The sequence below is a fragment of the Streptomyces sp. NPDC043812 genome, assembly GCF_056436245.1.
In genome coordinates, this window is record NZ_JBWKCY010000004.1 from 407,122 (window position 1) to 430,851 (window position 23,730).

Here is a 23,730-nt window from a genome sequence, read left to right on the forward strand (position 1 = left end):
GCCGGTGCGGCCCGCCCCCGACCGACGCCGCACCAACGCGCAGGCGCCGCACAAACGCGGAACGGGCCGTACGGGATCTCTCCCGTACGGCCCGTTCGCCGTGCAGCCGGTGCTTAGGCCGGGACGCTCGCGACGCCCTGCGCGAGGAACCGCTTGCCGTTCACGCGCTCCGAGACACCCTCACGGTCCAGGTACGGCGTGATGCCGCCCAGGTGGAAGGGCCAGCCGGCGCCGGTGATCAGGCAGAGGTCGATGTCCTGCGCCTCGGCCACGACACCCTCCTCGAGCATCAGGCCGATCTCCTGCGCGACCGCGTCCAGGACGCGGTCGCGGACCTGCTCCTCCGTCAGGACGACATCGCCCTGCTTGAGGAGTGCGGCGACCTCGGGGTCCAGCTCCGGCTTGCCGGAGTCGTAGACGTAGAAGCCGCGCTTGCCGGCCTTGACGACCGCGGCCAGGTTTTCGGAGACCGTGAAGCGCTCCGGGAAGGCGCGGTTCAGGGTCTCGGAGACGTGCAGACCGATGGCCGGGCCGACCAGCTCCAGCAGGACCAGCGGCGACATCGGCAGACCGAGCGGCTCGATCGCCTTCTCGGCGGTGGCCACCGGGGTGCCCTCGTCGATGACGTTCTGGATCTCACCCATGAAGCGGGTCAGGATGCGGTTCACGACGAACGCCGGGGCGTCCTTGGTGAGGACTGCGGTCTTCTTCAGCTTCTTCGCGACACCGAAGGCGGTGGCCAGCGACGCGTCGTCCGTCTTCTCGCCGCGGACGATCTCCAGCAGCGGCAGGATCGCGACCGGGTTGAAGAAGTGGAAGCCGACCACGCGCTCCGGGTGCTCCAGCTTCGAGGCCATCTCGGAGACCGACAGCGAGGAGGTGTTGGTGGCGAGGATCGCGTGCGCCGGGGCGACCGCCTCAACCTCCGCGAACACCTTCTGCTTGACGGACATCTCCTCGAACACGGCCTCGATGATGAAGTCCGCGTCCGCGAAGCCCTCGGCCTTGTCGAGCACACCGGTCACCAGGGCCTTGAGGCGGTTGGCCTTGTCCTGGTTGATGCGGCCCTTGCCGAGCAGCTTCTCGATCTCGGCGTGGACGTAGCCCACACCCTTGTCGACGCGCTCCTGGTCGATGTCGGTCAGCACGACCGGCACCTCGAGGCGGCGCAGGAACAGCAGGGCCAGCTGGGAGGCCATCAGACCGGCGCCGACGACGCCCACCTTGGTGACCGGGCGGGCCAGGTTCTTGTCCGGGGCGCCCGCGGGGCGCTTGGCGCGCTTCTGCACCAGGTTGAAGGCGTAGATGCCGGAGCGCAGTTCGCCGCCCATGATGAGGTCCGCGAGCGCGGTGTCCTCGGCGTCGAAGCCCTTCTGCAGGTCGCCGTCCTTGGACGCCTCGATGATGTCGAGGGCGCGGTACGCGGCCGGGGCCGCGCCGTGCACCTTGGAGTCGGCGATGAAGCGGCCCTTGGCGACGGCCTGGTCCCAGGCGTCGCCGCGGTCGATCTCGGCGCGCTCCACGGTCGTCTCGCCCTTGAGGACGGACGCCGTCCAGATCAGCGACTGCTCCAGGAAGTCGGCGCCGTCGAAGATCGCGTCGGCGATGCCGAGTTCGAAGACCTGCTTGCCCTTGAGCTGCTTGTTCTGGTTGAGCGAGTTCTCGATGATGACCGAGACCGCGCGGTCCGCGCCGATCAGGTTCGGCAGGATCGTGCAGCCGCCCCAGCCCGGGACGAGACCGAGGAAGACCTCGGGCAGCGAGAAGGCCGGGATCGCCTTCGAGACGGTGCGGTACGAGCAGTGCAGACCGACCTCGACACCGCCGCCCATGGCCGCGCCGTTGTAGTACGCGAAGGTCGGGACCGCGATGCCCGCCAGACGCTTGAAGACGTCGTGGCCGCCCTTGCCGATGGCGAGCGCGTCCGAGTGCTGCTTCAGCAGCTCGACACCCTTGAGGTCGGCGCCGACCGCGAAGATGAACGGCTTGCCGGTGACGCCGACGCCGACGATGTCGCCGTTCGCGGCCTCCGCCTCGACCTGGTCGATCGCGGTGCTCAGGTTCGCGAGCGACTGGGGGCCGAAGGTGGTCGGCTTGGTGTGGTCCAGGCCGTTGTCCAGCGTGATCAGGGCGAACTTGCCCGCGCCCGCCGGGAGGTCGAGGTGGCGCACGTGCGCCTGGGTGACGACCTCGTCCGGGAACAGCTCGGCCGCACCCTTCAAAAGCTCAGCGGTGGTGCTCACTTGCTGCCTCCGGCGTCCTTGTGGTTCGGGTTCTCCCAGATGACCGTGGCGCCCATGCCGAAGCCGACGCACATGGTGGTCAGGCCGTAGCGGACCTCCGGCTGCTCCTCGAACTGGCGGGCCAGCTGCGTCATCAGACGCACACCGGAGGAGGCCAGCGGGTGACCGTAGGCGATCGCGCCGCCGTACTGGTTGACGCGCGCGTCGTCGTCGGCGATGCCGTAGTGGTCCAGGAATGCCAGGACCTGGACGGCGAAGGCCTCGTTGATCTCGAAGAGGTTGATGTCCTCGATCGACAGACCGGCCTGGGCCAGCGCCTTCTCGGTCGAGGGGATCGGGCCGTAGCCCATGACCTCCGGCTCGACGCCAGCGAAGGCGTACGAGACGAGGCGCATCTTGACCGGGAGGTTGTTCTCGCGGGCGAAGTCCTCGGAGGCGATGATCGAGGCGGTGGCGCCGTCGTTCAGGCCCGCGGCGTTGCCGGCGGTCACGCGGCCGTGGACGCGGAACGGCGTCTTCAGGCTCGCGAGGCTCTCCAGCGTCGTGCCCGGGCGCATCGGCTCGTCGGCGGTGACCAGACCCCAGCCGGTCTCGCCGGCCTCGGGGTTGGTGCGGCGCACGGAGACCGGCACGAGGTCCTGCTGGATCTTGCCGTTGGCGTACGCCTTGGCGGCCTTCTCCTGCGAACGCACGGCGTACTCGTCGGTGCGCTGCTTGGTGATGTGCGGGTAGCGGTCGTGCAGGTTCTCCGCGGTCATGCCCATGAACAGGGCCGACTCGTCGACCAGCTTCTCGCTGACGAAGCGCGGGTTCGGGTCGACGCCCTCGCCCATGGGGTGGCGGCCCATGTGCTCGACACCACCGGCGATGACGGCGTCGTAGGCGCCGAACGCGATGGAGCCGGCGACGCTCGTCACGGCGGTCAGGGCACCGGCGCACATGCGGTCGATGGAGTAGCCGGGCACGGACTGCGGCAGCCCGGCGAGGATGCCGGCCGTGCGGCCCAGGGTCAGACCCTGGTCACCGATCTGCGTGGTCGCGGCGATGGCGACCTCGTCGATCTTCTTGGGGTCAAGAGCCGGGTTGCGGCGCAGCAGCTCCCGGATGGCCTTCACAACGAGATCGTCGGCGCGGGTCTCGTGGTAGATGCCCTTCGGGCCCGCCTTGCCGAACGGGGTGCGGACGCCGTCGACGAAGACGACATCCCTGACGGTACGAGGCACGATGGCTCTCCTCCAGGGTGCGGGGTTGCACTGCTGCGGGGCGCGCGCCTGAGCGTGCGCTTGCTTCCCTCATGCTACTTGCGGGTAACCAAGCTGCACAGTCCCAGGGGCCGGAGCGGCGAACGTCACACGGGCGGGCAGCCTGCGCGGGGTGCGCTCAAAGGCCGGACGGGCTGACGACGTCAGCCCGTCCGGCCTTTGAGGGAGGCCTACGCCGCCTCCACCGTCAGCGACGTCGCCAGCAGCGGGGCCACCAGTTCGATCTGCCAGGCGCGTGCACCCAGCGCGGACAGTGCGTCCGACACCGACGCCACCGACACCTCCGCCGGCGGCTCCCAGCACACCCTCCGCACCGTGTCCGGCGTGATCAGGTTCTCCTGCGGCATGTTCAGCTCCTCCGCCAGCGCGGAGACCGAGGCACGCGCGGCGGAGAGACGGGCGGCCGCCGCCGGGTCCTTGTCCGCCCACGACCGCGGCGGCGGGGGCCCGTTCATCGGCTGGCCCGGCTGCGGCAGCTCGGGGTCCGGCAAGGCCTTCGCCCGGTCCACGGCCGCCTGCCACTGCTCCAGCTGGCGACGGCCCATCCGGTGTCCGAAGCCGGGCAGTGCCGTCAGGGCCTGCACCGTCGACGGCATGGCGAGCGCGGCCTCCACGATCGCCGCGTCGCCGAGCACCTTGCCGGGCGAGACGTCGCGCCGCTGGGCGACCTTGTCGCGCGCGGTCCACAGCTCCCGTACGGCGGCCATCTGACGACGGCGGCGCACCTTGTGCATGCCCGACGTGCGGCGCCACGGGTCCTTGCGCGGGGGAGCGGGCGGGGCCGAGGCGATCGCCTCGAACTCCTGCAACGCCCACCCGAGCTTGCCCTGCCGGTCCAGCTCCTTCTCCAGCGCGTCGCGCAGGTCGACCAGCAGCTCCACGTCGAGCGCGGCGTACCGCAGCCACGGCTCGGGCAGCGGACGGGTGGACCAGTCGACCGCGGAGTGGCCCTTCTCCAGGGCGTAGCCGAGGACGCTCTCGACCATGGCGCCGAGTCCGACGCGGGGGAAGCCCGCGAGGCGTCCGGCCAGCTCGGTGTCGAACAGCAGGGTGGGCACCATGCCTATTTCCCGCAGGCACGGCAGGTCCTGGGTGGCGGCGTGCAGGATCCACTCCGTACCGCTGAGCGCCTCGCCGAGCGCGGACAGATCCGGGCAGCCGACAGGGTCGATCAGCGCCGTTCCCGCGCCTTCGCGGCGCAGCTGTACGAGGTAGGCGCGCTGGCCGTACCGGTAGCCGGATGCGCGCTCAGCATCGACGGCGACGGGGCCCGAACCCGCGGCGAAGGCGGCGACGACCCGGGCGAGGCCGTCGTCGGAGGCGACCACCGGCGGGATGCCGTCGCGGGGCTCCAGCAAGGGGATCGGCAGCCCATCGGCAGGGACGTCGTCGTCCGGGGGAGCGCCCCCGGGGGTTCGCAGTGCAGTCTCTGCTGCGGTCTCTTGGGCGTCGGTCACGTGTCAAGGGTATCTGTGAACGGAAGACGCCCGTCGACGGAACGTTCCGTCGACGGGCGCGGAAAGAATGTCAAGGCGTCAGTGGATGATTCCGGTGCGCAGGGCCACTGCCACCATCCCGGCCCGGTCGCCCGTGCCGAGCTTGCGTGCGATGCGGGCGAGGTGGCTCTTTACCGTCAGGGCCGACAGGCCCATCGAGACGCCGATCGCCTTGTTCGACTGGCCCTCCGCAACCAGACGAAGCACCTCGACCTCGCGGCCGGACAGTTCGCGGTAGCCGCCCGGGTGGCTCGGGGCACCCGGGGGGCGGCGGTGCATACGGCCGGCCGCGGAGCCGATGGGGGCGGCGCCGGGACGGCCGGGGTGGCCGATGTTGGTACGGGTACCGGTGACGACGTAGCCCTTGACGCCGCCCGCGAGCGCGTTGCGCACCGCGCCGATGTCGTCCGCCGCGGACAGGGCGAGGCCGTTGGGCCAGCCCGCGGCGCGTGTCTCGGAGAGCAGGGTCAGCCCGGAACCGTCGGGCAGGTGGACGTCGGCAACGCAGATGTCGCGCGGGTTGCCGACGCGGGGACGGGCCTCCGCGATGGACGACGCCTCGATCACGTCACGTACCCCGAGTGCCCACAGGTGGCGGGTGACGGTGGAACGGACGCGCGGGTCGGCTACGACGACCATGGCAGTCGGCTTGTTCGGGCGGTAGGCGACCAGGCTTGCGGGCTGCTCGAGAAGAACGGACACCAGGCCTCCTGGAAAGGTGCGGGACGGAGCCGGCTCGGGGAGTAAGCCGGGGCGAACCGTGCAGTTAGGTCATTGACCTCTTCGGCACCAAACCCGCCCGCCTTTAGAGAATGATCACGATTTGGTGAGTAATAATTGGGGCAATTCGGACAGGTGATCGATCATCCTACGAGCGAGCCGTCCCTGGGCACGGCCCCGCGCCAGTGTCACCGGCGCGACGACGTCCCCCGGTTCATGCCTGCTGGGGTCCGCGCCGCTGGGGGAGCGACACCACACCGGTCCCGCTGTCCGCCGCACCCGACGGGGACGGGGGCAGTCCGGCGACCTGGCAGAGCAGATCGCACCAGGCAGCGAGGTGTGCGGCCGTGTCCGGCACACCCCCCGCGTCCTCCCGAGGCGTCCATGACGCACGGATCTCGATCTGCGTCGCCGGACGGCGATCGGAGAGTCCACCGAAATAGTGAGAACCCGCGCGGGTGACAGTGCCGCTCGGCTCCCCGTACGCCAGCCCGCGCGCCTCCAGGGCGCCCGTCAGCCACGACCAGCAGACCTCCGGAAGCAGCGGATCCGCCGCCATCTCCGGCTCCAGCTCGGCGCGGACCAGCGTCACCAGACGGAACGTGCCGTGCCAGGCGTCATGGCCCGCGGGCTCGTGGAGCAGGACGAGACGGCCGTCCGCCAGATCGTCGTCACCGTCGACGACCGCCGCCTCCAGCGCGTACGCGTGCGGGGCGAGTTTCTGCGGCGGCCGGGTCGGGTCGATCTCGATCTCCGGCCGCAGCCGTGCGGACCGCAGCGCGTCGACCGAGAGCCGGAACGCGCGCGGCACCCCGCTCCGCTCCGCGCCTTCCGCCGAGTCAACGCCGTTGGAATGATCGGAAAAATGTCCCTGAGCCGCAGCCATGCGGGGAAGAGTAGGCGGAACGACGGCTCCGCGCAGGGAGGGACACCCCGGCCCGGGGCGGCCACTTCTCCCGCACGTGCGAAGATTCTGCGCGTGAGCGCCAACGACCTTCCCCTCGCCCGAGGCTCCGCCCGAGCTGGGGACGCCCCATCCGCGGGCCAGCAGACGAAGACGTACGACTCCGCATTCATGAAGGCGTGCCGGCGTGAGCCCGTGCCGCACACGCCGGTCTGGTTCATGCGTCAGGCCGGGCGCTCACTGCCCGAGTACCTGAAGGTCCGCGAGGGCATTCCGATGCTCGAGTCCTGCATGCGGCCCGAGCTCGTCACGGAGATCACGCTCCAGCCGGTGCGGCGGCACAAGGTCGACGCGGCGATCTACTTCAGCGACATCGTGGTGCCGTTGAAGGCCATCGGCATCGACCTCGACATCAAGCCCGGTGTTGGTCCGGTGGTCGCCGAGCCGATCCGCACGCGAGCGGACCTCGAACGGCTGCGGGACCTGACCCCCGACGACGTCCACTACGTCACCGAGGCGATCGGGATGCTGACCGGGGAGCTGGGCGCCACCCCGCTGATCGGCTTCGCGGGTGCGCCCTTCACCCTCGCCAGCTACCTCGTCGAGGGCGGGCCGTCCCGCAACCACGAGAACACCAAGGCGCTGATGTACGGCGACCCGCAGCTGTGGGCCGACCTGCTCGACCGGCTCGCCGGGATCACCTCCGCCTTCCTGAAGGTCCAGATCGAGGCGGGCGCCTCCGCGGTCCAGCTCTTCGACTCGTGGGTGGGCGCGCTCGCTCCCGCGGACTACCGGCGCTCCGTGATGCCCGCCTCCTCGAAGGTCTTCGAGTCCGTCGCGTCGTACGGCGTCCCGCGCATCCACTTCGGCGTCGGCACGGGCGAGCTGCTCGGCCTGATGGGCGAGGCCGGCGCGGACGTCGTGGGCGTCGACTGGCGCGTTCCCCTCGACGAGGCGGCCCGCCGCGTGGGCCCCGGCAAGGCGCTCCAGGGAAACCTGGACCCGGCCGTGCTGTTCTCCACGCCGGAGGCGGTGCGCGCGAAGACGCGCGAGGTGCTGGAAGCGGCGGCGGGCCTCGAGGGCCACATCTTCAACCTCGGGCACGGGGTGCTGCCGACCACGGACCCGGACGCGCTGACGCGGCTCGTGGCGGACGTCCACGAGTCGACTGCCCGCTAGGGTCCTTCGTTCGGATTGAACGGATCAGCACGTGGCCCCTCTGCCTGCGCCCGAGGGTGCAGGCAGAGGGGCCGGTGGTGCGAGGAAAGCGGCGGGCGGTTACGCCCCCGCCTTCCGTACCGCCGTCGTCGCCTTCCGGGCCGCCACCAGGACCGGATCCCACACCGGGGAGAACGGCGGGGCGTAGCCCAGGTCCAGGGCCGTCATCTGTTCCACCGTCATACCGGCCGTCAGGGCAACCGCCGCGATGTCCACCCGCTTCGCCGCGCCCTCGCGGCCCACGATCTGGACGCCCAGCAGACGTCCCGTGCGGCGTTCCGCGAGCATCTTGACCGTCATCAGGGCCGCGCCCGGGTAGTAGCCCGCCCGGCTCGTCGACTCGATCGTCGACGTCACGTACTGCAGGCCCACCTCCCGGGCGTCCTTCTCGCGCAGGCCCGTGCGGGCGATCTCCAGGTCGCAGACCTTGCTCACCGCCGTGCCCACCACGCCCGGGAACGTGCCGTACCCGCCGCCCGCGTTCGCGCCGATGATCTGGCCGTGCTTGTTCGCGTGCGTGCCCAGCGCTATGTGGCGCTCGCGGCCCGAGACCAGGTCCAGGACCTCCACGCAGTCGCCGCCCGCCCAGATGTTCTCGTGGCCGCGCACGCGCATCGCCAGGTCCGTGAGGAGGCCGCCGTAGCTCCCGAGCGGCAGCCCCGCCGCGCCGGCGAGCGTCGTCTCCGGTTCGACGCCGATGCCGAGGACCACCACGTCCGCCGGGTACTCGGCGTCGTCGGTGGCCACTGCCCGCACCCTGCCGTCGTCGCCGGTGAGAATCTTGGTGACGGCAGAGCGGGTCACCGTCGTGATCCCCATGCCGTCCATCGCCTCGTGGACCAGCCTGCCCATGTCCGGGTCGAGCGTCGCCATCGGCTGCGCGCCGCGGGTCACGAGGGTCACCTCGTAGCCGTGCTTGAGCAGCGCCTCCGCCATTTCCACGCCGATGTAGCCGGCGCCGACGACGACCGCGTGGCGCACCTCGGTGCGCGACAGGGTGTCCAGCAGCGCCTGGCCGTCGTCCAGGGTCTGCACACCGTGCACGCCGGGCGCGTCGATGCCCGGCAGTGCGGGGCGGACCGGGCGCGCGCCGGTGGCGACGACGAGCTTGTCGTAGCCGGTCCAGGACTCGTCGCCCGTTTCGAGGTCGCGCGCCCGTACCCTGCCCGCCGCGACATCGATCTCCGTCACCTCGGTGCGCATCCGCAGATCGATGGCGCGCTCGCGGTGCTGCTCCGGCGAGCGCGCGATCAGGTCGCCGCGCTCCGGCACGTCCCCGCTCACCCAGTAAGGGATTCCGCACGCCGAGTACGAGCTGAAATGCCCGCGCTCGAACGCCACGATCTCCAGCTCGTCGGGGCCCTTCATCCTGCGGGCCTGTGATGCGGCGGACATGCCCGCCGCATCACCACCCACGACCACCAGTCGCTCCGTTGTCATGAGGAACACGCTACGGGGCAGGGCGCGTTCAGTCCTCCGAGACCGACGGAGAGGGCTGCTGCCGCCGCAGCCGCAGCCGCGGACGCACCAGCCACCGCCACAGCGCGTACAGCACGGCACCCAGGGCGGCGAACGGAGCCACCGCGCCGATCGCCACCGTGATCCACCGCAGCGTCGCCACCAGCGCCCCCCAGCCGCCGGAGAGCGCGTCGAGGAAGCCGGGGTCGTCGTCCTTCGCGGTCTCCTTGTGCTCGGTCTCGACCAACGAGAGCGTGATCGTCGCCAGCGTCGTGCTGTCCTTCAGCGCCGCCTGCTTCGCCAGCAGCGACTCCAGGTCGGCCTGACGGGTGCTCAGCTGGCCCTCCAGCGTGACCACGTCGGACAGCTTCGTCGCCCGCTCCATCAGTTCCCGCACCCGTGCCACGCTCGCGCGCTGTGTCGCGATCCGGCTCTCCACGTCCACCACCTGGTCGGTGACGTCCTTCGCGTCGGCCTGGCGGGCCAGCAGCTTCCCGGCGCCCGACAGGTCGGCCAGGACGGAGTCGTATCGGTCCTGCGGCACGCGCAGCACGACGTGCGAGATGACGCGGCCGTTCTCCTCGCGTTCCGTGCTCTCGTTCTCCACGCGCCCGCCGGCGGCCACGGCCGTGCTGCGGGCCTTCGCGAGGGTCTTGGTCGCGTCGTCGACCTCCACGTCGAGCCGGGCGGTACGGATGATGTGCGCGCTCGGCACGGCCGCCGGCTTCGCGTCGTCGCTGTCCGTGCCCTCCGCCGGCTTCGCGGCGGACTCGTCGGCCGCGTGGCCCGAGCCGGCGGCTCCCTTGCCACCGTCCTGCAGCGCGGGCTTGCTGTCGGCTCCCGCCGACGAATCGCTCGCGCTGCAGCCGGCGAGGCCGAGCGAAGCGGTGAGAAGCAGTGCCGCGAACAGATGTCGTGCACGCATGGAACCCCCCAGGGCGTGGATGGTGAACGGTTGCCGGTTGGACGTTCCGTCCCGGGGGAGGAGTTGCCCGCTTCCGGTCCCGAAGCGGTCACGTTCAGGACTCGGTAAGGGATTTGAGAGAGTTGGACCATGAACGTGGACACAGCGGGGCGTCATGTCGTCGTGATCGGGGGCGGCATCGCCGGTCTGGCGGCCGCCCACCGGCTGACTGGTGCCGGGGTACGGGTCACCCTCGTCGAGGCCACCGACCGGCTCGGCGGCAAACTCCAGGCCGGTGAGATCGCGGGCGTCCCGGTGGACCTCGGTGCCGAGTCGATGCTCGCGCGGCGCACCGAGGGCACCGACCTCGCCCGCGCCGTCGGCCTCGGCGACCGGCTCCTGCCGCCCGCCGTCGCGACCTCCGCCGTGTGGACCCGCGACGCCCTGCGTCCCCTGCCCAAGGGCCATGTCATGGGTGTGCCCGGGACCCCCGACGCGCTCGCCGGACTGCTCTCGTCCGAGGGGATCGCCCGGATCGAACGGGAAGGGGACCTGCCGCCCGTCGAGGTCGGCGACGACGTGGCCGTGGGCGCGTACGTCGCCGAGCGCATCGGCCGCGAGGTCGTCGACCGCCTCGTCGAGCCGCTGCTCGGCGGGGTGTACGCGGGCGACGCCTACCGCATCTCGATGCGCGCCGCCGTCCCCGGCCTCTTCGAGGCCCTGCGGACGAACGGCACCCTGCTCGGCGCCGTGCGCGAGGTCCAGGCCAAGGGAGCCGCACAGCAGGGTGCGGGACCCGTCTTCATGGGCATCGACGGCGGCATGGGCACCCTGCCCGCCGCCGTCGCCGATTCCGTACGAGCCGGTGGCGGCGAGATCCGCACCGAGACCGCGGTCCTCGGACTGACCCGCACGGCCGCCGGCTGGCAGATCCGCACCGACCGTGAGGACCTCACCGCCGACGCCGTCGTCCTTGCCACCCCCGCCTGGTCGGCCGCCGCGCTGCTCGCCGCCGAGTCCCCGGCCGCGGCCGCCGAACTCGGCCGCGTCGAGTACGCCTCCATGGCCCTGGTCACGCTCGCCTTCCGGCGCGCCGACCTCGGCGCCCTGCCGGGCAGCGGCTTCCTCGTCCCGCCCGTCGACGGGCGGACGATCAAGGCGTCCACCTTCTCGTCCAACAAGTGGAGCTGGGTCGACCGCGGCTCGGACGACCTGTTCGTGCTGCGCACCTCGGTCGGCCGCTACGGCGAGGAGGAAGCCCTGGAACGCGAGGACTCCGAACTGGTCGACGTCTCCCTGGCCGACCTCGGCGACGCGATCGGCCTCACCGCCCGCCCCGTGGCCGGCGAGGTCACCCGCTGGACCGGCGGCCTGCCGCAGTACCCCGTCGGGCACATCGCCCGGGTCGCGCGCATCCGCGACGAGGTCGCCAGGATGCCGGGACTGCGGGTCTGCGGAGCGGTCTACGACGGCGTCGGCATCCCCGCCTGCATCGGCAGCGGACAGCGGGCGGCGGACGAGATTCTCGCCACGCCGACCCTGGCGCGGGGCACCGATCCGGACACGGGAGAATAGCGGTATGAGTGCGCCCGAAAAGATCCCGAACGCAGGCAAGAAGGCCAAGGACCTCAACGAGGTCATCCGGTACACGCTGTGGTCCGTCTTCAAGCTGCGCGATGCCCTGCCCGAGGACCGCTCCGGCTACGCCGACGAGGTCCAGGAGCTGTTCGACCAGCTCGATGCCAAGGACGTCACCGTGCGCGGCACGTACGACGTCTCCGGCCTGCGCGCCGACGCCGACGTCATGATCTGGTGGCACGCGGAGACCGCGGACGAGCTCCAGGACGCGTACAACCGCTTCCGGCGCACCCGCCTCGGCCGTGCACTCGAGCCGGTGTGGTCGAACATGGCGCTGCACCGTCCCGCCGAGTTCAACAAGTCGCACATCCCGGCCTTCCTCGCCGACGAGACGCCGCGCAACTACGTCTCGGTGTACCCCTTCGTGCGGTCGTACGACTGGTACCTGCTGCCCGACGAGGACCGCCGCCGCATGCTCGCCGACCACGGCAAGATGGCCCGCGGCTACCCGGACGTGCGCGCCAACACCGTCGCCTCGTTCTCCCTCGGCGACTACGAGTGGCTCCTCGCCTTCGAGGCGGACGAGCTGTACCGCATCGTCGACCTGATGCGCCACCTGCGCGCGTCGGAGGCACGCATGCACGTCCGTGAAGAGGTCCCGTTCTACACCGGTCGCCGCAAGAGCGTGGCGGACCTGGTGGCGGGCCTGGCCTGAGGCCCGCACGACGTGACGGCCGTGTCCGCCCGCCGGCGGACGCGGCCGTCGAACGACCCGGAAGATCAGACGGCGGGTGACAGCTCCGGCTGCTTCGCCCTCCGGTCCAGCGACACCGGGTCCGGCTCCGGGTGCGGCGCGCACGATGCGCGCCGCACCGGTGTCTCGCCCCGCAGCAGATAGTTCTCCAGGTGCGTGTTGACGCACTTGTTGCTGCCGCCCGCGATGCCGTGCGTGCCCGCGTCCCGCTCCGTGATCAGCACGGACCCTGCCAGCCGCCGCTGCAGTTCGCGCGCACCCTCGTACGGTGTGGCCGCGTCCCGCTCGGCCGCGAGGATCAGCACCGGCGGCAGGCCCGTCCCGTCCGTGCGGATGTCCGGCGGCTGCTGTCGCGGCGCGCTCCAGTACGCGCACGGCAGATTCATCCAGACGTTGTCCCAGGTCTCGAACGGCGCCTCCTTCGCGAGCAGGCTGTTGTCGCGGTCCCAGGTCTCCCAGTCCTGCGGCCACGGGCCGTCGTTGCACAGGACCGCGGTGTAGACGGCGCTCGCGTTCTCCGACGCTTCGGCCGCATCGGTCTCCGGCGCACCCATGGCGATCAGCGGCTTGGGATCGCCCTTCAGGAAGGCCGACAGGGCGCTCGCGCGCAGCGGCCAGTAGTCGTCGTAATAGGCCGCACCGAGGAACGCGGCGTGCAACTGACCGGGACCGACCGTGCCGCCCGCCGGCTTCAGCGTCACGGCCTTACGAACCTTCTCGTAACTGTGTGCCACCTCCTTCCGCGTGGTACCCAGCTCGAACGTCTTGTCGTGCTTGGCCACCCATGTGAGGAAGTCCGCCCAACGGCGCTCGAACGCCCGGGACTGGTCGAGGTTGTTGCGGTACCAGATCTGCTGCGGCGCCGGGTTGACCGCCGAGTCGAAGACCATGCGGCGGACATGGCCCGGGAACAGGCTCGCGTACAGGGCGCCGAAGTACGTTCCGTACGACGCACCCATGAAGGTCAGCTTCTTCTCGCCGAGCGCGGCACGCAGCACGTCGAGGTCACGGGCGTTGTTCAGCGAGGTGAAGTGCCGCAGGGTCGTTCCGGACCTGCGGGCGCAGTTGCGCGCGTACGCCTGCGCCTGCGCGATCCGTTCCTTCTTGTACGCGGGTGAGGGATGCGTCGGGGCCTGGGTGGGCGCCTTCACGAAGTCGGCCGGGTCCTGGCAGGACAGCGGGGCGGAGCGACCCACGCCGCGGGGCGCGTAGCCGACCATGTCGTACGCCTTCGCGAGGCGCTTCCACTCGGGGAGCGGGGCCGCCATCGGGAAGTACATTCCCGACGCCCCGGGGCCGCCCGGGTTGTAGACGAGGGAGCCCTGCCGCTCGGCCGGTTTCCCGCTCGCGCGCACACGGCTGACGGTCAGCCCGATCCGCCGACCCGACGGCTCCGCGTAGTCCAGAGGCACCTCGACCGTGCCGCACTCGACCGTCTTCGACAGCTTCTCCTCCTTCGGACAGGCACCGAACGCGATACCTGCCGCGGCCGCGCGTCGGGCGGCCACCCGGGTGCCGTGGGACTCGGCGGACCAGAGGTGCGGAACCTCGGCCCGGGGAACGGCTCCGCCCGCGGGAGGGACGGCGAGCGCGGTGAGGACCAATGACCCGAGACCCGCCACGGCCCCCCACTTCGCAACTGCTCTCATCGCGTTCCCCTTCCGTCGCGCGCGGCGGCCCGGTGATCACGGGACAGAGGGATCCTTGGCGGGGTGATCAGCGATGTAAAGCACCGATATGTGCGTGTCGCGGGTGCGGTGAGGAAGGGAACCGGCCGAGGATCAGCGGCCGGGGTACGCCGCCCGGCCGGCTGTGAGCGCCGCCCGCAGCTGCGGGTCGTCCAGCGCCCGGACGCCGTGCACGGCGAGCGCGGTCAGCTGCGCCTGCTCGCCGTGGCACATGCCCGCGGTGGCGGGCCGGGAGGCGCGTTCGGCGAGCGAGGCGAGACGGCGGTTGCCGAGCGGCGAAGCCCAGCGGGTGTACGGGTGCACCTCGAAACGCGCTATGCCCAGGCAGCCGAGCGTCAGGGCGAGAGGAAGCGCGAACCAGGCCATGACCGGTCCCGGCTCCTGCCCCTGAGGGAGCACCAGCAGGGCGCCGGCCGCCAGCGACACGGTGAGCACACTCGCCGCCCGTACGCCGCGCAGTGCGGAGACGACCGACGACCTGATCGCCTCCGGGATGGCGAGACCGGCGCCGACGAGCCGGTCGGACAGGCCCCGTACGGCTCCGGCCGAGGCCACGGCCGTCCGCACCGCGGTGGTCCGCGCCTGGCCGACGGGACCTATCGCGCCGATGACCGATCGCTCCAGCGCGTTGTGCCCTTCCGGATCCACGACGGTCGACCAGCCGGTGTGCGCCAGCAGCAGACGCCGCTGGCTGTGCATCGACGCGAGCGTCAACTCGGTGACGCGGTACGGGCCGCCGGCGAGGAACGCCGCCTCGTACAGCGTCAGCTCACGCAGGCCGCCGGAGTCGATCCCGGCGTCCGTGCCGTTGGCTCCTTCGGGCAGCTGCCGCGGGGCGTCGGCCGCGGCGAGGCACAGCCGCAGACAGCTGACAGCCGCCGCGGCCCAGGCCAGGAACAGCAGGAGGAGCCAGAGCATGGGCGAGTTCTACGCGAGGACTGCGCGGGCGCGCCACGGTCTGTTCACGATGTGGACAGACACGTCAGCTGCTCGAACCACAGCTCGAACCGCCGGAGGAACTGCCGCAGCTCGAACCGGACGAGCTGCTGCAGCTCGACCCGCCGCCGGAGCTGCCACAGCTCGAACCGCCGCCCGAGCCGCCACCCGACCCGCAGCCCGAGCCCGGCCCTGATCCGGCGCACCACACGGGCTCGGCGCCGCTCGAGTCGTCGGCCCAGGGCAGGGGTGTGTACGACGCGTACCCTGCTGTCGTCCCCCCGGCGCCGTGGCGGGCCGCGGCCACGAACTCGGCACGCAGACGCGGGTCCGGCAGCCCGCGCCACCCGCGCACGGCGACCAGAGCGGCGACGCTCGGCGGCATGTGGGTGAACGCAGCCGCGAAGGCGCGCAGGGCGCGGCGGCCGTTCGGCGTGACCCGGCCGCCGATGCGGTGCGCCTGGCTCAGGCCGATCACCAGTCCGGGGAGCAGGGCGGGCAGGGCCATCACGACGAACGGCATGCCGATGCGGTCCAGCCCGGAGCCGGCGTACTGCCCGACGGTCGCGAACACCGACAACGGCAGCCCGATCAGGCAGAGAATGCCCTGGACGACCCCCCAGCGAGCGAGCCCGCTGTGGGTGCGCCGGGGCATCATAAGCCCGCGGGCGGCGAGCCCGTGACCGATGTCCTGCACGGCCGGGTTGCGCATCACTCCGCTCCGCACCAGGGCAAGCACGCCGCCGGGCACCACGCCGAGCGCCTGGAGCACCGCGTGCTCCACCGGATCGTGGGCGGCCGGGCGCAGCACGGCCACGACCCCGGGTCCGCCGATGTGGATCCGGCCGTCCATGTGCATCGCCGCGAGCGCGGCGTCGGTGACACGGGCCGGGCCGCCGGCGAGGAACGCGGCCTCGTACGCGTGCTGGACGTGGGCCGTGCCGTACGGGGCGGTGCGCAGCGCGGCGGAGACCTTGACGATGAGCAGCGCCGAGGAGATTCCTACTGCGAGATAGAGGGCGAAGGCAAGAAGGACCATGGTGTTCACCTTCCTGTGCCGACGAGTGCGGCACGGGCCGCCCGGACGAAGCGGGTCGCGCGGCGCGGCGGCTCGGGAGCGGCCCGCTCCTGCCACCACGACGTGAGCCGTCGGCGTGCCGCGGCGTTCTCGGGACGGCCGGTGGCGAGCAGGTGCGCGGCGAAGTCGAGCGCGTCGCGGCGATAACCGGCGTGCATGGGGCGGTTCCTGGCGTAGGCCAGGAACGCGGGGCGGTAGCCGCTGCCGAGGATGCGCGGCAGCTCGGGTGCGACCTTGCCGACGACATCGGCCCGCTTGGCGACGAGTGCCTGCGCCTGCACCCGCAGTCGACGCGGATCGAACCCCTCCGGGGCGGGTGTCCCCCCGACGAGGGCGGACAGCAGCGCGGCCTGTCCGATCCCCACCCGCCCGCGGGCACCGGCCCGCTCGGCCGGGACTCCGTTCACCGCGGGGGCCGCTGCTGCCGGAGGCGTGAGCGGCGCGCTCGCGGGCGTGGCTCCAGGTACGCCGCGGGGCTTCGCCGCGCCCCGCACGGTGTCGCGGATCGTCGAAAGTTCCTGTGCCAGAGTCTGTGCCGCCGGGAAGTCGTCGTCCCGTTCCAGCAGGACCCCCGGCGGCGTCACCCGTGAGCTCAGGTCCGACAGGATGTCCAGTACCGGCTCGGTCACCGGGTGCGCGTGCGTGTCGTGCCAGACGCCGTCACGTTCGATCCCGCCCGCCACGTGGACGTACGCGATCGCTTCCACCGGGAGCGCGTCGAGCGCGGCCGACGGGTCCTCGCCACGGTTCACGTGGTTCGTGTGCAGGTTGGCCACGTCGATCAGGAGACGTACACCTGTGCGTTCCACCAGCTCCGCGAGGAACTGGCCCTCGGTGAGCTCCTCGCCCGGCCATGAGATCAGCGCCGCGATGTTCTCCAGCGCCAGCGGCACGGGCAGCGAGTCCTGCGCGATGCGCACGTTCTCGCAGAGCACCGAGAGCGCGTCCCAGGTGCGGGGCACGGGCAGCAGGTGGCCGGCCTCCAGCACGGGGGACGCGGTCAGCGTGCCCCCCGCCCGTACGAACGCGATGTGCTCCGTCACCAGGGGCGCGTTCAGCGCCTCGGCCCGTTCCGCCAGGTCCGCCAGCCGCTGCGGTGACGGGCGGTCCGCGCCGCCGACGCCGAGCGAGACGCCGTGCGGCACGACCGTGATGCCCCGCTCGCGCAGCCGGGTCAGCGACGGGTGCAGATGGCCGGGGCACACGTTCTCCGCGACGACCTCGACCCAGTCGAGGCCGGGCATGTGCTCGACCGTGTCCGCGATCTCCGGACGCCAGCCGATTCCGATGCCGAGTTCCATGATGTCCCCCTCCTCTGCCCGACATGTGTGACGGTCCTGGGGTCATGGCCCCGGCGGACGCCGGTGAATCCAGAGGAGGGGACGTTCAGAGCTTCATTTGAGGTTCCGCGCAGTGCGCGCGGAACCTGTCTAGGTCCTGTCCGGGCGATCTTTGAGGATCAGCCCGCGGCGTCGGATGCATGGGGCCTCCCCCGGCCCGCCAGGGCCGAGGGGACGCATCGCAAGGCGGTGGGGGCACCACCCGGCCGCCAGGCCGGGGGAGATCGTCCTCGTACTGGATGTACTTGGGCGACTCCGACAACACAGCGTGGGGGTACCCCCGGCCGAAGGCTGGGGGAGTGCCGTAGCTGTCGTCGCGGGCCCGAGAAGATCACCCGGACAGGGCCTAGCCGGCCGGCGGCACCTCTGGCCGGTTCGTGTTGACCGTGCCCGGCGCCGGGGGCGACGGCCGGGAAGTGAAGGACTGGTCACCGGTCGGCTGGGCGGGCGGCGGGGACGGCGGGAGGTTCCCGTCCGGCGGCGGGGGCCCGCTGGGGCTGGCTGTCGCGTTGCCTGCGGCCTCGTTCGCGATCGCGTCGAAGTCGACCATCCCGGTGGCCTCCAGCATGGTGATGTGGTCCAGCACCGTCTGGTTGGAGTCGCTCGCGAGCTGGCGTATCAGCGTGTTCCGTGTGGTGTGCCGGACCTCCGCGATCGCCGCGAAGACCTTGCCGTGCGCATTGCGCAGCAGGTTGGCGAACTTGCGCTCGTACTCCTGGCCGCTGGCCGCCGACAGCTCCCGCAGCCAGCCCTGCTGCTGCTCGGTGGGCTGGTTGGGCAGTTCGACACCGAGCTTCGCCGCCACATCACGTGCACGCCGGTCCAGGTCGGTGTGGCCGACGACGAGGTGGTCGCCGGCGTCCTTCATCGCCTGGCTCGGTGCGCGTTCGATGGCCTGCTGGCCGGCGGGCAGCTCCCACAGACCGGCCAGCCGTACCTTCACCAGAAGATCGCGGTCCTTCGCCGACAGGGGACCCCACTGCGTCGCCACGGTCGAGGCGTTGAGGTTCGCCTGGCCCGTGCCCGACCGGTCGGCATAGGACCACACGGGAAACGCCAACGCGCCGACCGTGACGACCAGGGCCGCGATGATGAGTGCTGTCCCGTTGATGCGCCGCAACAATGTCCCTCCAGAGCCGATGCGTTACACGGCAACCTATCCGCCGACTGACCAGCGGTTCAGTTCGCCGGTCACCGCCGGTCGAACTCAGCCGGTCAACCTACTTGGCGGTACCGAGGAATACGAAGCCGGGGGTCCGATCGTTCAGCGGTGCACCCGTTTCAGTCGCGCAGCGACGGATGATCGGCAACCACCGTGCAGGATCCGGGAGCGATCTCCGTGAAGCCCGCGTCCCGCACGACCGGCAGTCCGCTGCCCGTGAGTGCGCGCCAGTCTGCCGGATCCGCGGTGCGCACCGACAGCCGGTACCCGGCCGCGCGCCACGCCTTGCGGTCCGTCTCGGAAAGCTCCCACCAGGCAAGTTGGGCGCCGTGACCGGCCTGCGCCATGGCCTTGCCGGCCGACATGCCCACCTCGGGGCTCAGCCACAGGACGGGTGCGCCGAGGTCGGGGGCGGGGGGCGGCGCGGGGTCGTCGAGGTCGGTGCCGGAGACCTGGAGTTTGGCCAGTTCCTTCGGCCATCCGTCGAGCGGTACGGGTGGAAACACCCGGACTTCGGCTGTTTCGCCGGCCACCGTGATACCCGGCAGCGTGCATGCCCGGCGCCACTCCGCGCCGCGTGCCCGCCGTACGACCTTGCGGATACGGGCGTCCTGCCAGTCCCGCATCGCCGCGGCCCACTCGCCCTCGCCGGTGGACCGCTCGTCGTCGAGGATCTCCAGGACGGCGCGTGCCGCGGTCTGCAGGGCGTCGGTACGGGCGGGCGGTTCGGTCTTCTCGATCCGCACGACCAGCGGCAGGACGAACTGGGGCGCTTCGTCGCGGTGGGTGTTCTCGTGCCGGAAGGGACTGTCGCCGGTGCGGGGGTCTTCGCTGCTCACCCGATCAGTGTGCCAGCCGCCACGGCGCGGGCAGTTGGCGGAACGACTGCCTCCGGGCGACGATGCCTGCCATGAGAAGCGATCTCTTCACCACCGAGAACATGGCACAGCAGGCGACCGTGCCCGGGATGACGCTGCAGAACGCCAAGTCGGTCAAGTACGCGGTCAACGGCGAGATGCACGCCCGCCAGGGATCGATGATCGCTTTCCGCGGGAACCTGCAGTTCGAGCGCAAGGGCCAGGGGATCGGCGGCATGCTCAAGCGCGCCGTCACCGGCGAGGGCCTGGCGCTCATGGCGGTCCGCGGCCAGGGGGAGGCGTGGTTCGCGCACGAGGCCGCCAACTGCTTCATCGTGGAGATCGAGCAGGGCGACGCGCTGACGATAAACGGCCGCAACGTGCTGTGCTTCGATGCCACCCTGTCCTACGAGATAAAGACGGTGAAGGGTGCCGGCATGACCGGTGGCGGCATCTTCAACAGCCTTTTCACCGGCTACGGGAAGCTCGCCGTCATCTGTGAGGGCAACCCCATCGTGATCCCCGTCACGCACGGGCAGCCGGTGTTCGTGGACACCGACGCGGTCGTCGGCTGGAGTGCCCAACTGAGCACCTCGCTGCACCGTTCGCAGTCCATCGGCTCGATGATCCGCGGCGGTTCGGGCGAGGCCGTCCAACTGAAGCTGGAGGGCGACGGCTTCGTGATCGTCCGGCCCAGCGAGGCAACCCCGCAGAAGGCGACGCAGAACTGAAGCTGCAAGGAGTCGGCCGTCGCTACGGTCTCGGCGGCCCGTGGGTGCTGCGGGGCGTCGACATCGACGTGCCTGCGCGCACCCTCCTCCGCGTCGAGGGCACCAACGGCAGCGGGAAGTCGACACTGTTGCGGTTGCTCGCCGGAATCGACGCCCCGACCGAGGGCAGGATCATGGACCGGCCGCGCACGGCGTACGTGCCGGAACGCTTCCCCGCCGCACTGCCGTTCACCGCGACCGGCTATCTGACCCGTATCGGACGCGTCCACGGCCTCGCCCGACGGGCGGCCGCCGCCGAAGCCGCGGCATGGCTGGAACGATTCGGGGTCGCGGCCCACGCCCGTACCCCGCTCGCCGAACTGTCCAAGGGCACGAGCCAGAAGGTCGCCGTCGCCCAGGCGCTGCTCGCCGAACCGGAACTGCTCGTTCTCGACGAGGCGTGGACCGGCCTGGACGCGGCAGCCCGCGGGGAACTGGACCGCGCCGTGGCCGAACGGGTCGCCGCCGGGGCGGCCGTCGTCTACGTCGACCACGATCCGCGCAGACTGGCGGGCGCGGTCGACACCGTCCACGCCGTGCAGGACGGCCGCCTGGTCGAAGGCGCCCCGGCGGCCGCCGATGACGCGGCGGGCCCGCGCACCAGGATCGTGGCCGTCGGCCCGCCGGGCGCGGCGCCGCCCGACGGTCTGCCCGGGGCACCCGTGCAGGGCGCGGGGGAAGCCGGCGCCACGGTGCTGACCGTCGCGGCCGTCCACTCCGACGCACTGCTCCGGGTGCTGCTCGCGTCCCGGCCGCCGTGGCACGTGCACCGCGTGGAACCGGCGGTCGGTCCGGAGGCGGACACGGAAGCGAGCCCGGCCACCGCGGCCGGGCGGACGACGACGAGGCACAGCACGTGATGAGCGCACTGTTCGCGTACCAGGCCGCCCTGCTCCTGCGTTCCCAGCGATGGCTGCCGCCCGTTCTCCTCTACGGGATCCTGCTCGCCGTCGGTGTGCAGAGCGGCCGGCCCGTACTGGACTCGCTCGGCTGGACGGCCGCGGCGCTGCTGCCGGTCACCGCCTGGCTGGTCCGCATCTGCGCGACGCAGGAGCCCGCCGCCGCCCGCAACGTCACGGCCGCCGCTGCCGGACCGCCGAGGGTGCACCTGTCGGCCCTGTTCGCGGCCGTCGCGTGCGCGGGGGTGCTGGGCGCGGTCGCCACCGGCGTCGTCGCCGCGATCAGCGAGGCGGCGGGCGCCGACCACCGGGTGGGGATCCCGATCGTGACCGCGACGGCGGCGGGGCTGCTGGCCTGCGCGGTGAGCATTCTGACCGGTGCGGCGGTAGGCGCCCTGTGCACCAGGCCGTTGCTGCACTCCCGCGGCTGGTCGCTCGTGGCCACCGCGCTCGCCGCGCTGCTTGCCCTGGTGACCACCGGTTCGCCGGCCAAGTACGCCGTGATCGCCCTGGCCGACGGCTCCCGGACGGGCACCGTCCAGCTGCCGGTGCTGCCGCTGGGCGCGGCGGCACTGCTCGCGGCCGCGGCGGGCGCACTCGCCTGTGTCCTGTGCGGGCGGCGCGGCGCCGACGACGGGAGCGCGGGGGCCTGAGCCCGGCAGCTGGTGGCCCCTGGCAAGGCTCTGCCCTGTCCTGTCGCGCCAGAGCCCTGGTAGCTCCGCTGCAAGGACTTCCGGCCGCCTTGCGATCGCACGCACCGGACGACGCTCCATACCGGGCAGACATTGCCGGTCACGGCACTAGAGTCGTACGTATGGACGAGCGTGAGGGCGAGTCGTACTGCGAGACCCCGGCCACCTCCCCGACGGGCCGTGCCGTGGCGCCCGGTGAACCGTTCGCCGAGTGCGTGCTGTGCCGCAGGCCCACCGAGTACCCGGCGTCCGTCAAGGGCGCTCCGCTGTGCCCCGTCTGCGAATGGCAGGAGGCCCAGCGGACGGCGTGTTCCGGCTGACCGAGGATCTCCACCGGACGCCGGTCCCGCCCCCGGCCACCGGGGGCCGGAGCCCCCACCCTCGGCCCCGCCCCTGCCACCGGCGCAGGACCCGGGCCCCCGGCTCCGGGTGCCTTCGGGCGAATCCTGGGTCCGCCCCGTGGGGCGAGGGGCAACCGGTGGTACGAGCTTGTGGATGTCCAGGCCATCGGATCCGCAGCGCAGGAACTCCGTCCCGCCGTCCGCAGGGCGACGGAACCGGATCCGCACGGCATCGCGCCGGGCGTGGTCCGGGCTCTCGCGTCCCGTGGCCGGTCAGGGGACGAAGGACGCGTCTCCGAGCGTCCCGGGCACCTTGCGGACGGCCGCCGCGTACGCGTGGCGGATTCTCGTGGTGGGCGCCGTCGTCTACGCCTTCTTCTCGGTGCTCGGCCAGTTCCACAAGATCGGCGTGGCCGTCTTCCTCGGCCTGGTGATCACTGCGGTGCTCCGGCCGGTCGCCGACCTTCTTGCACGAGTGCTGCCGCGGCCGCTCGCCGTCGCCGTCGCCCTGCTCGGCACCATCGTCCTCGTGCTCGGCGTGCTGGCCCTGATGGGCGAGGCGGTGGCGGGGGAGCGGTCCGGGCTGGAACGGGAGTTCGGCGCGGGCATCGACAGGATCGAGCGATGGCTGGAGCAGCCGCCGTTCCGCGTCAATCCCGAGGCACTCACCGACATCCAGTCCCGCATCGGGCAGCTGCTGTCGAGCCACCGGTCCACGGTCATCAGCACGGCGCTCAGCGGCGCGGACCGGCTCGTCGAAGTGCTGACCGTGCTTGCGCTCGCGCTGTTCTGCTCGGTCTTCTTCATGCACTCCGGCGACCAGCAGTGGAGCTGGTTCTGCCACCAGCTGCCGCAAGCCGCGCAGGGAAGCGTGACGGCCGCCGGCCGGGCGGCCTGGCGGACCTTCACCGGCTACACCCACGGCATCCTGCTGGTGGCCGTGACCAACGCGATCCTCGTCGGCGTCGCCCTGTTCGCACTCGGCGTGCCGCTTGCGCTGCCGCTCGCCGTGCTGGAGTTCGTCGCCGCCTTCATCCCCCTCATCGGCTCACCCATCGCCCTCGCGGTCGCCGCCGTCGTGGCCCTGGCGACGAAGGGCCCGCTGATCGCGGGTGTGGTAGTCGCCCTCATCGTGGTCATCGGCCAGATCGAGGGGCATCTTCTGCACCCCATCGTGATGAGCTGGGCGGTCCGGCTGCACCCCGTGGTCGTCGCCCTGTCCGTGGTCGGCGGCGCCGTCGCCGCCGGAGTCGTGGGTGCGGTGGCGGCCGTGCCGCTGGTGGCCGTGGTGTGGTCGGTCCGTCAGACGCTGCGCAGGCCGGAGCCGAACGACAGACCCTACTGATCTTTTCGTAAGTTCGGTGGGTGTGGTGGGCGGATGGTCAGGCCGGTGTGGGCGAGGAATGACCATGGCAGTCGGGGGTTGGCGT

At 71.8% G+C, this 23,730-nt stretch carries 21 protein-coding genes; 8 read left to right on the top strand and 13 right to left on the bottom strand.

The window, feature by feature from the left end; translation table 11 throughout:
• Window positions 1-113: 113 nt before the first annotated feature.
• The 5 genes from AC067Z_RS08980 to AC067Z_RS09000 all read right to left on the bottom strand — a co-directional run bounded on the left by AC067Z_RS08980 (window position 114) and on the right by AC067Z_RS09000 (window position 6,607).
• On the bottom strand, window positions 114-2,243 hold the full coding sequence (locus AC067Z_RS08980; protein WP_478788795.1) for a 3-hydroxyacyl-CoA dehydrogenase NAD-binding domain-containing protein: 2,130 nt from the start codon (window positions 2,241-2,243) through the stop codon (window positions 114-116).
• A complete protein-coding gene (locus AC067Z_RS08985) occupies window positions 2,240-3,466 on the bottom strand; it encodes a thiolase family protein (RefSeq protein WP_478788796.1) in 1,227 nt (408 codons plus the stop codon). Before AC067Z_RS08985 ends, AC067Z_RS08980 begins: the two co-directional genes overlap by 4 nt.
• 209 nt (window positions 3,467-3,675) lie before the next feature.
• Window positions 3,676-4,962 carry an HRDC domain-containing protein gene (locus tag AC067Z_RS08990; RefSeq protein WP_478788797.1) on the bottom strand — a complete coding sequence of 429 codons (1,287 nt, stop codon included), beginning with the start codon at window positions 4,960-4,962 and terminating at the stop codon, window positions 3,676-3,678.
• Between the two features lie 78 nt (window positions 4,963-5,040).
• A complete protein-coding gene (locus tag AC067Z_RS08995; protein ID WP_478788798.1) occupies window positions 5,041-5,703 on the bottom strand; it encodes a helix-turn-helix transcriptional regulator in 663 nt (220 codons plus the stop codon).
• Window positions 5,704-5,935: 232 nt separating this feature from the next.
• Entirely contained in the window at window positions 5,936-6,607 is a 672-nt protein-coding gene (locus AC067Z_RS09000) for a DUF3000 domain-containing protein (RefSeq protein ID WP_478788799.1), read from the bottom strand.
• Window positions 6,608-6,796: 189 nt separating this feature from the next.
• On the opposite strand from AC067Z_RS09000, the gene hemE reads away from it, so the two are divergent.
• The gene (gene hemE, locus AC067Z_RS09005) at window positions 6,797-7,804 is read left to right on the top strand and encodes a uroporphyrinogen decarboxylase (RefSeq protein WP_478788825.1); all 1,008 of its coding nucleotides are present in this window, start codon (window positions 6,797-6,799) and stop codon (window positions 7,802-7,804) included.
• 99 nt (window positions 7,805-7,903) lie between these two features.
• Here the strand turns inward: hemE and AC067Z_RS09010 are convergent, their stop codons facing one another.
• Together AC067Z_RS09010 and AC067Z_RS09015 are read right to left on the bottom strand one after the other, a co-directional pair.
• The gene (locus AC067Z_RS09010; RefSeq protein WP_478788800.1) at window positions 7,904-9,283 is read right to left on the bottom strand and encodes an FAD-dependent oxidoreductase; all 1,380 of its coding nucleotides are present in this window, start codon (window positions 9,281-9,283) and stop codon (window positions 7,904-7,906) included.
• Window positions 9,284-9,311: 28 nt separating this feature from the next.
• Window positions 9,312-10,226, bottom strand: a complete 915-nt coding sequence (locus AC067Z_RS09015; RefSeq protein WP_478788801.1) for a DUF4349 domain-containing protein — start codon at window positions 10,224-10,226, stop codon at window positions 9,312-9,314.
• Window positions 10,227-10,355: 129 nt separating this feature from the next.
• On the opposite strand from AC067Z_RS09015, the gene hemG reads away from it, so the two are divergent.
• Together hemG and hemQ are read left to right on the top strand one after the other, a co-directional pair.
• The gene (hemG, locus tag AC067Z_RS09020) at window positions 10,356-11,780 is read left to right on the top strand and encodes a protoporphyrinogen oxidase (protein WP_478788802.1); all 1,425 of its coding nucleotides are present in this window, start codon (window positions 10,356-10,358) and stop codon (window positions 11,778-11,780) included.
• Between the two features lie 4 nt (window positions 11,781-11,784).
• Window positions 11,785-12,498 (top strand): hydrogen peroxide-dependent heme synthase, encoded by a 714-nt coding sequence (gene hemQ / locus AC067Z_RS09025; RefSeq protein WP_478788803.1) that lies wholly within the window; start codon window positions 11,785-11,787, stop codon window positions 12,496-12,498.
• A gap of 65 nt (window positions 12,499-12,563) precedes the next feature.
• Here the strand turns inward: hemQ and AC067Z_RS09030 are convergent, their stop codons facing one another.
• From AC067Z_RS09030 to AC067Z_RS09055, 6 genes are all read right to left on the bottom strand, one after another.
• Window positions 12,564-14,186: an alpha/beta hydrolase gene (locus tag AC067Z_RS09030; protein ID WP_478788804.1), complete on the bottom strand. Its 1,623-nt coding sequence runs from the start codon at window positions 14,184-14,186 to the stop codon at window positions 12,564-12,566.
• A 132-nt stretch (window positions 14,187-14,318) separates the two neighbouring features.
• A complete protein-coding gene (locus tag AC067Z_RS09035; RefSeq protein WP_478788805.1) occupies window positions 14,319-15,143 on the bottom strand; it encodes a TIGR04222 domain-containing membrane protein in 825 nt (274 codons plus the stop codon).
• A gap of 64 nt (window positions 15,144-15,207) precedes the next feature.
• Window positions 15,208-16,200 (bottom strand): TIGR04222 domain-containing membrane protein, encoded by a 993-nt coding sequence (locus tag AC067Z_RS09040; RefSeq protein ID WP_478788806.1) that lies wholly within the window; start codon window positions 16,198-16,200, stop codon window positions 15,208-15,210.
• A 5-nt stretch (window positions 16,201-16,205) separates the two neighbouring features.
• Complete coding sequence (locus AC067Z_RS09045) at window positions 16,206-17,540, bottom strand: MbnB/TglH/ChrH family RiPP precursor modification enzyme (RefSeq protein WP_478788807.1); 1,335 nt, start codon at window positions 17,538-17,540, stop codon at window positions 16,206-16,208.
• 385 nt (window positions 17,541-17,925) lie between these two features.
• Entirely contained in the window at window positions 17,926-18,699 is a 774-nt protein-coding gene (locus AC067Z_RS09050) for a DUF4142 domain-containing protein (protein ID WP_478788808.1), read from the bottom strand.
• 161 nt (window positions 18,700-18,860) lie between these two features.
• Entirely contained in the window at window positions 18,861-19,580 is a 720-nt protein-coding gene (locus tag AC067Z_RS09055) for a peptidyl-tRNA hydrolase (RefSeq protein WP_478788809.1), read from the bottom strand.
• A 71-nt stretch (window positions 19,581-19,651) separates the two neighbouring features.
• On the opposite strand from AC067Z_RS09055, the gene AC067Z_RS09060 reads away from it, so the two are divergent.
• The 5 genes from AC067Z_RS09060 (at window position 19,652) to AC067Z_RS09080 (ending at window position 23,645) form a co-directional block, all read left to right on the top strand.
• Window positions 19,652-20,329 (top strand): AIM24 family protein, encoded by a 678-nt coding sequence (locus AC067Z_RS09060; protein WP_478788810.1) that lies wholly within the window; start codon window positions 19,652-19,654, stop codon window positions 20,327-20,329.
• Window positions 20,326-21,228: an ATP-binding cassette domain-containing protein gene (locus tag AC067Z_RS09065; protein ID WP_478788826.1), complete on the top strand. Its 903-nt coding sequence runs from the start codon at window positions 20,326-20,328 to the stop codon at window positions 21,226-21,228. Before AC067Z_RS09060 ends, AC067Z_RS09065 begins: the two co-directional genes overlap by 4 nt.
• Window positions 21,228-21,920, top strand: coding sequence for an ABC transporter (locus tag AC067Z_RS09070; RefSeq protein WP_478788811.1), 693 nt, complete (start codon window positions 21,228-21,230; stop codon window positions 21,918-21,920). Before AC067Z_RS09065 ends, AC067Z_RS09070 begins: the two co-directional genes overlap by 1 nt.
• 161 nt (window positions 21,921-22,081) lie before the next feature.
• On the top strand, window positions 22,082-22,279 hold the full coding sequence (locus tag AC067Z_RS09075) for a hypothetical protein (RefSeq protein WP_478788812.1): 198 nt from the start codon (window positions 22,082-22,084) through the stop codon (window positions 22,277-22,279).
• 175 nt (window positions 22,280-22,454) lie between these two features.
• Window positions 22,455-23,645, top strand: coding sequence for an AI-2E family transporter (locus tag AC067Z_RS09080; protein ID WP_478788813.1), 1,191 nt, complete (start codon window positions 22,455-22,457; stop codon window positions 23,643-23,645).
• Window positions 23,646-23,730: the final 85 nt, after the last annotated feature.